This is a genomic window from Sinorhizobium meliloti, assembly GCF_017876815.1.
In the GTDB taxonomy this organism is placed as follows: domain Bacteria; phylum Pseudomonadota; class Alphaproteobacteria; order Rhizobiales; family Rhizobiaceae; genus Sinorhizobium; species Sinorhizobium meliloti.
Genome location: NZ_JAGIOS010000002.1, coordinates 378,726 through 393,777, shown reverse-complemented (window position 1 = coordinate 393,777; position 15,052 = coordinate 378,726). Strand labels below are relative to the sequence as shown.

At 59.1% G+C, this 15,052-nt stretch carries 10 protein-coding genes and 1 pseudogene; 5 read left to right on the top strand and 6 right to left on the bottom strand.

The window, feature by feature from the left end:
• Window positions 1–3,690 (bottom strand): MASE1 domain-containing protein, encoded by a 3,690-nt coding sequence (locus JOH52_RS20665; protein WP_014530276.1) that lies wholly within the window; start codon window positions 3,688–3,690, stop codon window positions 1–3.
• Window positions 3,691–4,255: 565 nt separating this feature from the next.
• On the opposite strand from JOH52_RS20665, the gene JOH52_RS20660 reads away from it, so the two are divergent.
• From JOH52_RS20660 to JOH52_RS20645, 4 genes are all read left to right on the top strand, one after another.
• Window positions 4,256–5,209: an MBL fold metallo-hydrolase gene (locus JOH52_RS20660; protein WP_013850510.1), complete on the top strand. Its 954-nt coding sequence runs from the start codon at window positions 4,256–4,258 to the stop codon at window positions 5,207–5,209.
• Between the two features lie 146 nt (window positions 5,210–5,355).
• On the top strand, window positions 5,356–6,108 hold the full coding sequence (locus JOH52_RS20655) for an SDR family oxidoreductase (protein WP_013850511.1): 753 nt from the start codon (window positions 5,356–5,358) through the stop codon (window positions 6,106–6,108).
• A 63-nt stretch (window positions 6,109–6,171) separates the two neighbouring features.
• Entirely contained in the window at window positions 6,172–6,597 is a 426-nt protein-coding gene (locus tag JOH52_RS20650; RefSeq protein ID WP_010975990.1) for a cupin domain-containing protein, read from the top strand.
• Window positions 6,598–6,669: 72 nt separating this feature from the next.
• A complete protein-coding gene (locus JOH52_RS20645) occupies window positions 6,670–7,698 on the top strand; it encodes a mechanosensitive ion channel family protein (RefSeq protein WP_013850512.1) in 1,029 nt (342 codons plus the stop codon).
• A gap of 920 nt (window positions 7,699–8,618) precedes the next feature.
• Here JOH52_RS20645 and JOH52_RS20640 read toward each other — a convergent pair.
• The 5 genes and pseudogenes from JOH52_RS20640 to JOH52_RS20620 all read right to left on the bottom strand — a co-directional run bounded on the left by JOH52_RS20640 (window position 8,619) and on the right by JOH52_RS20620 (window position 13,804).
• On the bottom strand, window positions 8,619–9,824 hold the full coding sequence (locus JOH52_RS20640; RefSeq protein ID WP_014530279.1) for an NAD(P)/FAD-dependent oxidoreductase: 1,206 nt from the start codon (window positions 9,822–9,824) through the stop codon (window positions 8,619–8,621).
• A 101-nt stretch (window positions 9,825–9,925) separates the two neighbouring features.
• Entirely contained in the window at window positions 9,926–10,756 is an 831-nt protein-coding gene (locus tag JOH52_RS20635; protein WP_014530280.1) for an alpha/beta fold hydrolase, read from the bottom strand.
• 439 nt (window positions 10,757–11,195) lie between these two features.
• Window positions 11,196–12,146: a helix-turn-helix domain-containing protein gene (locus JOH52_RS20630; RefSeq protein ID WP_013850515.1), complete on the bottom strand. Its 951-nt coding sequence runs from the start codon at window positions 12,144–12,146 to the stop codon at window positions 11,196–11,198.
• A 414-nt stretch (window positions 12,147–12,560) separates the two neighbouring features.
• Window positions 12,561–12,960, bottom strand: a pseudogene (locus JOH52_RS20625) (alpha-hydroxy-acid oxidizing protein); the annotation flags it as partial.
• Window positions 12,961–13,177: 217 nt separating this feature from the next.
• Window positions 13,178–13,804: a glucose-6-phosphate isomerase gene (locus JOH52_RS20620; RefSeq protein WP_041862639.1), complete on the bottom strand. Its 627-nt coding sequence runs from the start codon at window positions 13,802–13,804 to the stop codon at window positions 13,178–13,180.
• 246 nt (window positions 13,805–14,050) lie between these two features.
• Here JOH52_RS20620 and JOH52_RS20615 point away from each other — a divergent pair, with 246 nt between their 5' ends.
• Window positions 14,051–15,019 (top strand): sugar ABC transporter substrate-binding protein, encoded by a 969-nt coding sequence (locus JOH52_RS20615; RefSeq protein ID WP_014530284.1) that lies wholly within the window; start codon window positions 14,051–14,053, stop codon window positions 15,017–15,019.
• Window positions 15,020–15,052: the final 33 nt, after the last annotated feature.

Below are 15,052 nucleotides of genomic sequence, written 5' to 3'. Positions count from 1 at the left end.
TCATGTCGCCCCCTTCGCTACATTTGGTAAGGTGAAAACGAACCTCGCGCCGCGCGGTTCGTTTTTTTCCGCCCATAAACGTCCGCCGTGTGCTTCGACGATCGAGCGACTGATGGCGAGACCCATGCCCATTCCATTTTCCTTTGTCGTGAAGAAGGGCTCGAAAATGCGCTCGGGAAACGCGACCCCGTTTCCGTTGTCGCCTATCTCGATCCGCACTTCGTCGTCCACCTGATGCATGCGCACATCGACAGTTTTGTTGTCGTCAACGGCATCCATTGCCTCCATGCCGTTGCGAATGAGATTGACGAGGACCTGCTGTACCTGGATCCGGTCGACTGTAACCGGCGCAAGGTTAGTTTCCACGTCGATGTTGAGCCGGATGCGACGGCGCAAGGCTTCGGCGGCGACCAGACTACACGCTTCCGAGATAACGTCCGAAAGAACCAGAATGCCTCTATTCTCCACCGACTGCTTGAAGAGGGCTCGAATCCGGCTGACGACGTCCGCCGCTGACTTGGCGTCGCGGATGACACGTTCGGTCGTGATCTTGGCGCGTTCGATGTTGACGGGGTCTGCCGAAAGCCATCGGTAGCATGCGTGCGAATTGGCGACGATCGCCGCCAAGGGTTGGTTTACTTCATGTGCGATGGAAGCCGACAGCTCGGCAAGGCTCGCTGCCTGGCCGGCGCGCGCAAGCCGATCCTGTGCCAGTCGCAATTCTTCCTGCATCCGAACCTCTCGGTCGACATCCAGACAAATAACATTCCATTGCACGATGGCGCCTTTCTCGTCGCGCATCGGCGCCGCGCGCGTCTCGATCCAGCGATATTCGCCATCGAAACGCCGCAGACGATGTTTTCTGCGATAAGGTTCTCCGCTTTCCAACGAACGCGCATACTGCTCCTTGACGCCCGCAAGGTCATCCGGATGGACGCCGGCATCGAGCGTTGCATCCAGTCGGGATTTCGCCCCGCCGTCGAGTTCTTCAAGCTCATAACCAAGGAAATCACGGAGCTGCTGGCTCCGATAGACCGGCTCGCCGTTTGGCGCAGCGCAATCGATCATGGCCGGCAGGGTTTCCACCAGTTGCCAGAGGAAGCGTTCCCTCTCGCGCAATGCCTCCTGTGCGCGCATCTCCTCTTCGATGTCGATTGAAGCAAAGTACCACTGTACGATTGGGCCGTCCGCGCGCCGCAAAGGCTGAGCGCGCGCCTCAATCCAGCGATAGTTGCCGTCCTTCAGGCGCCGGCGAAACCGATTGACGAAGGGTTGGCCGGTCGCAAAGCCTTGCGTTGCCCGTGCAAACATTGTTGGAAAGTCGTCGGGGTGAGCCACTTCCCGGGCCAGTGCATCGAAATCCTTGATCTCCGCCCCCGGCGCGCCAGCCTGATCCTGATATCGCTTGCTGACATAGGTCAGTTCGCCCGTCGGCGCGAAGCTTAGGGTGCTGAAGGGCACGGCCTCAATCATCTGCTCCAGCTGCTGCTTGCTGTTCCGCAGCGCTTCTTCCACGTGCATAATGTCGTCGATGTCGTGCGAGAGGCCGTACCACTGGAGGATACGTCCCTCCTCATCGCGCATCGGCTCAGCGCTACCCTCCACCCAGCGATAGACGCCGTCGGCGCGTCGCAGTCGATACTTCATGGAGAATCGTTCGCCGGTCGCAACGCTGTGAAACAACGCGTTGCTCATGCGCGTTTTGTCGTCCGGATGCACGACAGCGCCAATGATAGCAGCCAGAGGATGAACGCCTTCAACATTCGCGTTAACGACGTCCGGGCCCAGAAAATCGATCAGTCGCTGATTTAGAAAGTTCGGGACACCGTCGGGCGTCAACCGCCAGAGATAGCTGGGAACCATGTTCACGAGCTGCGAGAATTCCCGCTCGCGTGCGCGCAGAGCCTCTTCGGCCCGCTTCCGCTCTGTGATATCGATAAAGCCGACGAGGCTCTTGTCGGCAATGGCGCCGGGCTGGGCAGTAGCGAAAACGACGTCCATGACGCTGCCGTCCATCCGCGCCACTCTGGTTTCTTCCTGGAAGACCTCTTCGCCGCGATAGCGTGCTTCGATGGAGCGGCGGATGGTGGCAAGGGCCGGCTGCCAGTAGCGGGTGATCGAGCCGCCCATTTCTTCCCGGCTATTTGCGCGGAACATGTCAATGACATGCTGGTTGACCTCTTCGACCTCCAGCGCTTCCAGCGCGTGGCTGAGGAATTCGGGGTTCTCGTCAATGTAAGTTTCGAGACTGACGACGCCCTGTGCCCGCATTTCTTTGAACATTGGGATAAGCTTGCCTGCATCTATCTGGGCAAGACCGATCGGCATATAGTGGAAGAGTTCGCGGTAGCGACGCTCGCTCTGCTTGAGCGCCTCTTGCATTCGGACCTCATCATCGATGTCGATGGAGATTGCAAACCATTGCAAGATGGTTCCGCTGTCATCCCGCAAAGGCTCGGCCCTGCCATCGACCCACCGATAGGCGCCGTCCGCACGCCGCATGCGATATTTTATGGAGTACGGTTCGCCCGTAGCCAGGGACCGGCGAACGGCTTGCAGCAAGCTATCGGCATCATCGGGATGGACGAGGGTCTGCACGGCCGTCACCAGCCGGCTTGCATTCGGCTTTTCCAACTGTTGCAGGTCAAGCCCGAAGAAATCAGTAAGACGCTTGTTGAAGAACGTCGGCTCGCCTTCGGGGGTCAGCCGCCGGATATGAACTGGGACCATGTTCACGATCTGAGAGAGTTCCCGCTCTCTCTCCCGCAAAGTAGCCACGCTTTGTTGCAGGTTCGACAATGCCAGTTGATACTGGCGGGATATGGCGGCGACGATGAGCGCTGAAAATGCCGAAATTGCCAAGAAAAGTTGTAGCATGAACTGCTTGTGGCGCTGGGTCTCGTCGTCGCCGGCAAACGGACTGGTTCCGGATATCGTGAATATCGCCGTGATCAGTGTGAGGAGGACCAGGACGACGACCGCACCCTTGACCTCGAAGCGCACCGCGGCCCAAAGAAGTGGTGGCATGATGATGTATGCAAAGGGTAAGTAGCCGCTGAGCGAAAGGGCGGCGACTCCAAGAAAAATCAGCCCAAGAACGCAGGCTTCTGCCAATCGGGCCGCCGAAAGCTCGGTCTTGTCGCGCCAGTTCTGGATTACGATAAATGCCAGCGGTGCAACGATCAAGACACCAGTGGCGTCTCCAATCCACCAGAGCGGCCAGGCGCCGGTGAAGGTTTGCGATAATATGCGGAACCAGGCGAGTGTCGCACTTCCGACGGTGGCGCTCACCACCGGTGCAACTCCAGCACCCAGAACGACGAAAGCGAGAACCTCCCGCAAGGTTTCCAATCGAATCGATCGCTTTAAGGCCCAATTGACCAGCGAGGCACCGATCACTGCCTCTAGGGCATTGCCGACATATATCAGCATGGCGGCAGGGAACGGGCTGTGGAACCACAGGAAATTGCTTAGCACCTCGGCGAAACATCCCGCCAGAAGCCACCACGGCCAGCTCTGCCTTTGGACAATAGCGAGCGTGGCAATGAAGAGCCCGCTAGGAGCCCAAAAGGAGATCCCGGTCCCAGGGACAATTGCCAGGGCGTGCGCAAAACCGCAGCCCAGGACGTAGGCTACGATAAAGAGAGCCAGATGCCGGGGGTGGGGACGATACGGCCAGATGAGCATCATCGGCTGCTCCGACAAAACAAATGAAACATAAGATCACCAGCGTTCGAGCGAATTAGCTTTGAGAGGGTGCTGGCGGTTGCGCGCGCACCCTAGTCTGGCGGCTGTGCGGCCGCAACTTGCGGCAATCCATGTTTGGGCGCTCCTTGAGAAATAGCGCCGAGCCTCAATGGGCCCGCGACGTTGATCACGAAGGCTATGGGAAAGGCCAAGCACCAGTTCGCCAGACGAGTGATGCCTCCTCAGGGCGATGATTTTCAGCGATGGTCGAAATCGAATGCCGGCGAAGCAGCAGAGCGCTGCGCAAATGACGATCCCAATGATCATCGCCGGACATTTATCGCGCACGAGAATTCGACCGAGCGGCGACACCGGGCGATCGCCGCATGCGGATGCGTCAGCAGCAATAGCTCTACAGCGGCAGCAATCGTTCTGGCGCAGCCGCAGATCGCTTTCGATAGATCATTAGAGGACACACCGGCATTGAGTGTGTCGCGATCGACTTTCACCCCGCTTCCACCCAGGAAGCGCAAGCCATCCACGACATAGAACAGAGGAGCGTTCAAAGATGAACCAGATGAGCAGCAATACTCAGGAGGCAAGCATGAAACGGGAAAACGCCTCATATGTCGGTAGACCCGCACCCGAGGAGCTGGTGCCGTCACGCTACGCGGTGCAAATCGGCGAGATTGAAGTCCTGGTGATCAGCGATGGGGTGCTACCGCTTCCAACCGCGATGCTGGGCCATAACGCCGACCCGGCCGCCCGTGCCGCGTGGTTGGGCGACATGTTTCTGCCGCAGGACGCGTTCGACTGGGCGCTGAACGTCGTCGTGGTCCGTAGCGGCGAGCAGACCATTCTCATCGACGCTGGCCTGGGACTCGACCCCGACTTGAACTTGCCCCGTGCTGGGCAGCTGATGAAGCGGCTGGCGGCCGCCGGCATCGACCTCGCATCCGTGACCGACGTGGTACTGACCCACATGCACATGGATCACGTTGGCGGACTGCTGGTCGACGGGGTGAAGGAGCAGCTGAATCCGGACCTGCGGATCCACGTTGCCGCTGCCGAGGTCAAATTCTGGGAGTCGCCCGATTTCACCCACGCGGTCATGCCGGAGGGGTTCCCGGACGCGCTTCGGGCGGCCGCCAAGCGGTTCGCCAAAGATTATCAGAACCACCTGCGGCTGTTCGAGGATGAGCGTGAGGTGGCGCCGGGCGTGGTCGTGTCTCGTACCGGCGGGCATACCCCGGGACACAGCGTGGTCCGCGTGGCTTCGGGCAACGACCGTCTGATGTTTGCCGGCGACGCCGTGTTCGCGGTCGGATTCGACCACCCCGACTGGCACAACGGTTTCGAACACGACCCCGAGGAGGCAGCTCGCGTCCGCGTCCGGCTTTTGCAGGAGCTGGCGGCGACCGGTGAACTGCTGGTGGCAACGCATATGCCGTTTCCTTCCGTCGGCCATGTCGCGGTCGATGGCGACACCTTTCGTTGGGTGCCGGTCTTCTGGGACTACTGACCGCTTGTGGAATTGAGGTCGAACCAGAACGTGCAACTTTGAAGGCCGTGTTCAGGACGGCCTTCAATCCCTGGCGTCAACGGGCTTTCTCAAATTCACCTATCGAGCGACGCGCACCGTATGGGCCCTCGAAAATGGAGCCTCTCATGAAAATCGTGATCATCGGCGGAACCGGCCTGATCGGTTCGAAGACTGCAGAGCGCTTGCGCAAGAAAGGGCATGAGGTCATTGCCGCTGCCCCGAAAACCGGCGTCAACACCCTCACCGGCGAGGGCTTGGCGGACGCACTGAAGAATACCGAGGTGGTTATCGACCTCGCGAACTCGCCCTCCTTCGAGGACAACGCCGTGCTCGAATTCTTTCAGAAAGCGGGCAGGAATCTGATGGCGGCGGAAATGAAAGCCGGCGTAAAGCACCATGTCGCCCTCTCCATCGTCGGCGCAGATCGTTTGCCGGATAGCGGCTATCTTCGAGCCAAGATTGCTCAGGAAAAGATCATCTGGGCAGCCGGCATACCCTATACGATCGTGCGCTCCACACAGTTCATGGAGTTTCTCGGCGGTATCGCCGAGGCGGGCACGGTCAATGGCACTGCTCGCCTGTCGACGGGTTTGTTACAGCCGATAGCGTCCGAAGACGTCGCCGATTTCGTGACGGACGCGGCCCTTGCCGCGCCGGCTAACGACATCATCGAAATCTGCGGGCCCGAGCGCGCTCGTCTTTGCGATTTTGCCGCGCGCTATCTCAAGGCGATCGGAGATTCCCGCACCGTCATCGCAGATCCGGATGCCCGGTATTTTGGGACAAAACTGGAAGAGGGTTCACTCGTCTCGGACAAGCACCCTCGCGTCGGCCGTATCGGTTTCGATGAGTGGTTTGCGACGACGCCCAGAAAGTAACGATCGGCGCACGGGCGGTCTATTGGGCAGCCCGGTGCCCCCAGTCACGAAAGGATAGAAGACATGATCAAGACATTGCATTTTGCCGTCGTGTTGGCGGCTCTCCTATCAGGGACGGCGCTCGCACATGATTCGTCAGGTGGCGATGAGGGCGCGAAGGTTACGCTCGTCTATGAGCATGAACTGCCGAACGTTCCTGGCAAGAGCGTGAAGGGCGTTCTCGTCGAGTACGCTCCGGGCGGCTTTTCGGAGGGCCATACACATCCAGTATCCGCCTTCATTTACGCTACCGTTCTCGAGGGCGCCATCCGCAGCCAGGTCAATGACGGTCCCGTTACGGTTTACAGCGCTGGTGAAAGCTTTTCGGAATTGCCAGGCGATCGCCACGGAGTCAGCGAAAACACCAGCACTACCAAGCCGGCAAAGCTGCTCGCCGTCTTTGTGGTCGATACCGCTGAAACGGAACTGACCTTCCCGATCAAGGAATAGACTATCAGGCCGGGCCTCCAGTGTTGGCGCCCGGCCGCGTCTTTGATTCAACCACAATCGAGGATTTGTGCCATGTTTGGTGATGACAACTCGGTACCGCTTGTCCTGGTCAACGTTCTGGGGGTTGCCGGGATCGTCGTCTGGCACATCCAGGGCGGCACCCGACCGACGGGCCGTCTGATCGCCCAGATTCTGTTCTTCAGCGTCATGAGCGTGGTGCTTTACCTTGGGGGTATCGCTCCGTATCGGCCTGATGGCGTCCATTTGCAGGGCATTGGAGCGCTGCTTTCAAAATCGGCCAGAATCCTGTGGTGGGCCCATCTCGCCTGGGCTGTCATCGGTTTCATCCAGATCTACGTCAGGTTGAACCGAAGGCCGCGGGAAGCACACCTCATCCAGGATATGGCCATTGCCGCCATCTATCTTGGTGTGGCGCTTTCCGTTGTAGGTTTCGTCTTCGGCATGCCGGTCGGCACCTTGGTCACGACGTCGGGTGTCATCGCCGTTATCTTCGGCCTTGCGTTACAAAATACGCTCGGCGACGTCTTCTCCGGCATCGCGCTGACACTCGGCAGAGCCTATGCGATAGGGGACTGGATTGAGTTGACCGACGGAACCGAGGGCCGCGTCATCGAAACCAATTGGCGCTCCACCAACCTGTTGAGCGCTACGCACAATGTCGTCGTGCTGCCGAACAGCGTCTTGGCAAAGCAGGGCATGACAAATCTCAGCCGCCCCGACGAGACGCACCTGATCACGTTACGTGTGCGCGTCGCGGCAACGCAAAGGCCGCGCGTCGTCGAGGAAATCATGCGGTCTGCGCTTCAATCCAGTGTCCTGATCAATAAGAGCCCGCCGCCGGTCGCCGCCCTGAAAGCAATCGACGCCATCGCCATCGAAGTCGAGCTTCAATTCCGCGTAGACAACGTCGCAATTCGAACTCCTGCCAAGAATGAGATCGTCGACCTCCTTCATGACCGATGCGAAGCAAACGGGCTTTCGCTCGCTATACCGGCTGAAAGCCTTGCTTTCATGCCACCGATCGACAGCCAATATCTGGCGACGCTCTCCTCCCGGCCGGTCCGGGTCACCGCCTCATAAGATCGTAGCCAGCTGTGGATTCAGGCGCACTGGATGGACGTGAGGGATCGTTGAAATAGCTATCTCGCGTGCGACTCAGCTGTCTATCTGGATGCAGTGGCATATCGTGCATCAACGTCGCGTTATCCCGGAAACCGAAAGCTGATACCCGAATGGGAGCAGATCGGATTCAAGGCAGATTTCGGCGGGATATTAACCATGTGGAAAGCGCCATCCTTCCCTAGATCACGATGTTTTTAGGTCGGGTCGACCCAAAAACATTGAACGTGATCGTTCCAAGAAGTTGAGGCGCGGGATGCGGGCGGAAGACCGCACACACCTTTCCTCATCCCGCTCTAAGGCCTGTTGAGATTTGGATTTCCTGCCGCGGCTTGTTTGATCTCCTCATCCCTGTGCTCGTCACAGGGATCCAGCCAGACCAAGTCCTTGGGCTGAAAGAACGTTCTCCGCGCCGCCCACGCGGCGCCGCTGGATCTCTGTGACAAGCACAGAGATGAGGGCGAGGAGAAGCGCCATCATCCATCTCGCAGCAACCGTCTTAGACTCCAGATGAATCTCAACTGACCTTAGTGCAGGAAGTCCAGCCGAACTACGCAGGTAACCGATGTTCGGAGGCCGTCGCGGCAAATGCACTGCGGATGGCCTGTTTGGTGAGCATCGGTGCAACCTGCAAAAAGCGGTCTGGTGATTGTCGGGCTCTCTAACGCGCCAATCTTGACTGGTTCGAGCGGGTAACTTCGTGACGGTCTCTTCGCCAACCCCGGCCTGTCTGCGATGTCGTACGTGCATGCCACGGATCGAGATGCCAGTGGTGCACGCAAAGGTCCGGGACAGATGTGAATTGACGGGGTGCCTCATGAGCAGGCCGGAATGTTGCAAACTGCGCTCTTGCTCAGAGCGCAGTTCGTGCCTTGAAGCGATCAGAGGTCCGTCACACGCTCCGGATCGGCGGAAGCCAGTGCCGCGGCACGCTCGGGCTCCGGCGGATAGATCCAGACAGTGTTGATCTCCTGCTTCGTCGCCTTCGCTTTTTCGCCGACCATCTCCACCTCGCGATCCCAGCCCCGGGTAAAAAGGGCTCCGGCATCGCCGAGGTCAAGGCAGGTGACATAGGCTTTCTGATGATATTGCCGTGGCGGTACGCCTAACAGTTCGGCAGCGGCATTGTTGCCCGCGAAGGCGCCCATGCGTGTGGCGTGCTGGCACGACATCAGTGCGTAGTTGCCGCAGTCGTCGCAAGCAGCGCGCGCGGCATCCCCGGTGGCGAAGACGCCTGGCACGGACGGTACACGCAGGCAGCCGTCGACCAGCAGCCGGTCGAACTTGTCACGTTCGCCGGGAATTTTAGTGGTAACCGGATTGGCCCGCATGCCTGCCGCCCAGATCACCGTCATGGTTTCGATATGCTCGCCAGTACTCAGCGTGACTCCGGACTTGTCGAGCGATGAAACTCCGGCGTTGAGCCGCGTCTCTACGCCGAGCCTGCGCAGCGCGTCCTCAATGATCGGGCGAGCGCCTTCACCCATGTCAGGGGCGACCGCGCTGCTGCGGTCGATGATGATGACGCGCGGATTGGCGGTTTTGTCGAATAGGGTCCGCAGCCGCGAAGGCATCTCGGTCGCCGCCTCGATACCTGTGAAGCCGGCGCCGGCAACGACGATGGTGTCACGCGCGGCCGAGGCCGGCATCTTCGCAAGCTCGTGGAGATGGCGATCGAGGGCAATGGCGTCATCGACATTGTCGATGCTGAAGGCGTATTCGGCGAGGCCCGGAATATTCGGACGGAACAACCGGCTGCCGGTGGCGAGCACAAGGCGATGATACTGAAGAGTCTTTCGTTCACCCTCGGCATTGACGACCTCTACGGTGCAGGCCTTCGTATCAATCGCGTCAACACTACCCTGCACGTAGGCGATATCGACGGCGTCAAATACATTCTGCAAAGGCGCCGTCAGGGTCTCGGGGTTCGGCTCGTAAAGCCGTGGGCGGATGACAAGCGTCGGTTCCGGGGATACCAGCGCGATTTCAAGCTCTTCGGGCGAGACGCCTTCGATATCGCGCAGACGGGCTGCGGAAAGTGCGGCGTACATGCCGGCGAAACCGGCGCCTACAATCACAAGTCTCATAATGTTTACTCCGTGTCCTGTGGTTTCGAAGGGCGCGCGCCGCCGTTGCCGCTCCGGATGGGAGACGATCGATGGCGCGCGGGTTGGTGAAGTGAGGTTGCTCAGGCCGTGACGAAGGCCAGTATGTCGGCGTTGACGATATCTGCATGGGTCGTGCACAGCCCATGCGGCAGCTTCTCGTAGATCTTCAGTGTCGCGGCCTTAATCAGCTTCGCCGATAACGGAGAGGAGGTGCCGATCGGAACGATCTGGTCGTCATCGCCATGCAACACCAACGTCGGCACGGAGATGCTCTTCAGGTCTTCGGTGAAATCAGTCTCCGAGAATGCCTTGATACCTTCGTAATGCGCTTTGGCGCCGCCCATCATGCCCTGACGCCACCAATTTGAGATGACCGCTTGCGAAGGTTCGGCACCCGGGCGGTTGTAGCCGTAGAATGGACCACTCGGAAAATCGCGATAGAACTGCGAACGATTGGCGGCCAGTTGGCTGCGTAGTCCGTCGAATACTTCGGGCGGTAGACCGCCGGGATTTGTGGCGGTCTTCAGCATCAAAGGCGGCACTGCCGCAATCATAATGAGTTTGGCAACGCGGTTCTTGCCAAAGCGCGCGACATACCGCGCGGCTTCACCGCCGCCGGTCGAGTGACCGACATGGATCGCGTTACGAAGATCGAGGTGGTCGATCAGTGCGGCGACGTCGGATACGTAGTGATCCATGTCGTGACCCTCGCTCGCCTGGCTTGATCGGCCATGACCGCGGCGATCGTGAGCGATCACGCGAAAGCCTCTGCCGAGGAAGAAGAGCATTTGATTATCCCAATCATCAGAGCTGAGCGGCCAGCCATGGTGAAAGACGATGGGTTGCGCGGACTTCGGTCCCCAGTCCTTGTAGAAAATCTGAACGCCGTCGCTGGTTGTAATGGAGGTCATTGCATTGATCCTTTGCACATGTTTGTTTTACGCCGCCCATCGAAGTGAAGGGGCAGTGGCTAAAATCGGCCATGCTGGCCACTCCAGGTCGCCGCACCGCAATCGACCCGCAGTCCGAGCCCAGACCATCCCGTGTTTCGCCAGGATCAAGTGGCATGGGCGCAATGATGGTTTAGCGGAGCAGAACTGCGGCTGCGCCAGAGGGATTGGCGCCATTAAAGCGCAATTGCGGTTAAGCGATTGCGCCGACGCACATAGGCCGGTCGCTATCGGTCTGCTTTCGAAAGAGTGGCCGAGACTGGAGGCGCAGGAAAAACGGGAATGCGGCCGAGCCATACCCGCGGGCGTGCGGGCATAGTCGTCACGCGGTCGAGCCGATTGAATCGTAGAAAAACGCGCTGTTTCGAAATGTGAAACGAGGACGAGAGGAACTTAACCGTCAGCCGTGGCTGCGCCGCCACTCGGTCGGTGTTTCGCCGGTCAATTTGCGGAACGCAGCTGCAAATGCTGTTTGCGAGTTATAACCGAGAGAGGCTGCGACCGAGGCGACCGAATTTGCAGGATTGCGCAGCATGTTTATGGCTTGCTCAAGCCGATATTGACGCAGCCAGTTGTGCGGTGAGAGCCCCGTGCTTTCCTTGAAAGCGCGACAGAAATGAAAACGTGACAGCCCGGAATCAGCTGCGAGGGCGGCGAGGGAGACGTCCGCATCGGCGTCGGACCGCAATCGTTCGATGGCCCGGCGCAGCACATTCGGTGCCAGGCCGCCGACCGCCGGTTGATAGCTCGGCGCCTTGCCCGTATGTGCAGCCAGCAGGCGCGTGGCCAGAAGATCAGTCAGCTGTTGCCTGAAAAGTGTATCCAGTGCCCTATTGCCTTCCAGGACATCGGCTGCGCTCAGGAGCAACCGAGATGTAATGGGGTCCGGATGCGCCGTTCGCTCCAGAAGATCGGTCGGCGTGAAAGTATCGGTTGCCTCGGCAATGCGTGTCAGTGTCGTGTGAGGGAGATAGAGCTGAACGACATCAACCGGCTTCGGAATATCCCAGCGGGAGCTCGATCCAGCCGGGATTATTATCACAACCCCACGACGAAACGTGCCACTCTCGACCGACCTTCCGGACCGTCGTTCCATGCGCTGTATCGTGCCGTTGTAAGCCATGACGACGTGGTCGGTCATGGGCTCGACGACGTCATGCAGGGGGCCATGGTTCCAATGAGCAATTGCACCGCCGGAGGGATCCGCCGCGAGATGAATAGGTGCTGTCCGCAGAACGCGCGACATCTCGGTTGCAGGTGTGTGATCGGCAAGCCGCACGCCGTCTACGCTCACGTCGGCTGAATCATCTGCCTCGCTCTCGCGGGAATTGCAGGAGCAAGGCGCGCTCATAATTGCGCGCTCGTTGACTGACGCTGCTCACATATGACCCCGCCAACAATCGCAGGATCATTGGGGATGCGCGTGTGATGGCCGACACTGTCAGTCCTGCTACCCATGAGATCCCCAATGTCGCGAGCAATGTCGCGGTGCTTTGGTTTTTCGCGCGTTGTGACGCAGGGAAAATATAAGAACTCCCGGAGGGGGGAAATCTATTCTCCAGGATAGGTTGCCTTAGCGATTGGACCTCGTTCTCGATCACGCGGGCTTCAGCGTCCCGCGATGCGGCACTCGCGGCAAGCACTAGACGGCCTATTGCGAGGGATGTTCACCCTCTCGCCAAATTGCCGAACGTGCCGTTCTGCTCTAAGTCTTTGAACCTACGCACTTCCGACGGAAAACCGCTACACGCTTTCCTTGAGTGCTCTAATCCGCAATGATGTCGCGGCCGACCTCGGTGATGCGGCGTTTGCCGCAGAGCGCCATGGTCGTGTCCATCTCCTTGCGGATGATGTCGAGCGCGAGTGTCACGCCTTAGTTGCCGAGCGCGCCGAGGCCGTAGAGGAAGGGGCGGCCGATATAGGTGCCTTTCGCACCGAGCGCGATCGCCTTCAGGACGTCCTGGCCGGAACGAATGCCGCCGTCGAGGTGTACCTCGATCTGGTCGCCGACGGCCCCGACGATGCGCGGCAGCATGCTGATCGAGGAATGCGCGCCCGTCGAGCTGGCGGCCGCCGTGGTTCGAGACGATGATTGCGTCGGCGCCGCTCTTCGCCGCCATTTTTGCGTCTTCCGGATCGAGAATGCCCTTGAGGATCAGCGGACCAGCGCCAGCCGCACAAATTCCTGCCTCTCTCCCATAACCGGCACCTCTTTCCACGGCATGGACAACCTCCTCTCGAAGCCAATCCATGCCAGTATGAACGTGTCAGCCATCTCCCCGAACACCTGTCAGTTATGTGTCCGGGCTAGACAACGAGCACAGGGATGAGGCGGTCAAACCAGCGGTGACGGGGAACACCAGACAGGATCCCCGACAGTCTTCAGTCAACTCTCGACATGATGTCTTCTACAAGCGATGGGTGTCTCCCTGAATAACCGGCGTTATCGACTGTGGTCCATCCACCGTTCCCGTCATCGACAATACGGCTCCGCATTCCCCCCGCCTTCGCAATGACGTCGTAGTCCTGACCGGCATCCGCGGGATAGGAAAATGTCATTACAAGTGGTTCCAGGCCGACGTTGACAGAACGATGGATCCAAAAGGGTGGCACATAGCACATAGTCCTCGCGCGTATCTCGATCGTGCGAATCTCGCCATAGGGCGATTCCAGCAGCATCACGCCTACGCCAGCCTCGCCATAATACATTTCCGGCCGATTGGGCCTCGCATGGATGTGGCCCCGCGTCATGAAATACTCGTCACCGATCTTCCCAGGCTCCATGCGCGTGACGCCGATGATGATGTCACCCCCATTGGCCGATGGCTTGTAGTCCGTAACCTCATAGGCGACATCATCACCGCGGGTTGCGATAAGCGCTTGATATGCGCTCTCGTCCTGATACAGCCCTGCAAGATCCCGGAAGGTTTTGACATAGCGGTTCGTCGCACCCTTCAACTGGCCTGTTGCAACATCGACCTGACAGACTCCCGGCTCAAACAATATCAACACTTTTCTCCTGTTCTCTAATTTCGTAGCAAAACTACCAAATAAAATTGCGAGCGCAAATCCCAGCGCCTGCCGCAGGCGAAACGTGGGGCATTATCGCCTTGTTGCAGCGCACGATTTGTCACTTATGTGGTATAGTATCAAAAATGGGGTTAATTTTGCTTGACCAATCTCGAAGCTTGTAATTAAACTACGGAATGGAAGCCGAAACCGCTTCCTGTCTCATGGAAATCGGAGGAGTTACCCATGAAGAAATCAATCGCAGGATGCATGTTGGCCCTCATGGCGAGCGTCGCTTCCGCTGGCATCGCAAACGCCGCCGACTGCAAGGTTGGCATCGCTATGTACACGCTTGGCGCACCTTATTTCGCCGCTCAGGTGGCGGCAGCGGAAGATCAGGCCAAAAAGGCCGGTTGTGAAGTTACCAGCGCCGACGGCCAGAACGACATGACCAAACAGATCGCGGACGTGGAAGACATGGTGGCGCGCGGCGTTAATCTGCTGATCCTCAACCCGCGCGATCCGGAAGGCCTTGTCGCGGCCGCAGACGCTGCAACGGCCGCTGGCGTGAAGGTCGTCGTCATGGACTCCTCTATCAACACGAAGGCCAACGTCGTCACCCAGGTTCGCTCTTCCAATGACCAGAACGGTGTGCTTGTCGGCCAATGGCTTGCCAATGCCATGAAGGGCAAGCCGATGAAGATCATCCTTCTATCGGGCGACAAGGGTAACGAAGTGGGCCGCGATCGGCGCCTCGGCGTTTTCAAGGGCCTTGTCGAAGGCCAATTGGTCAACGACGGCAAGGTCAGTTTCGAAGTCGTGGGCCAGGGCTGGGGTGGCTGGGCCCATGAAGGTGGCCTCGCCGCGATGGAAGACCTCCTGACCGCGCATCCGGACGCCAATGTCGTTCTTGGCGAAAACGACTCGATGGTGCTTGGCGCCATGAAGGCTCTCGAGGCACAAGGCAAGACAGATGTTCTCGCGCTTGCCGCTGCGGACGGCCAGAAGGAAGCATTGGCACTGATCAAAGAAGGCAAATACGGGGCAACCGGGCTTAACGACCCGGACCTGGTCGCGCGTACCGCGGTCGATATCGGGCTCAAAGCAGTCAACGGCGAACTGCCAGCCGACTTCCCGAAGCTCAATCTGACGACACCGGCCGTCATCACCAAAGAAAACGTCGACAAATATTATCGCGCCGACGCCGTTTTCTGATCTGCTCCTCCCAGGAGGCTGCAAAGCCGCCGC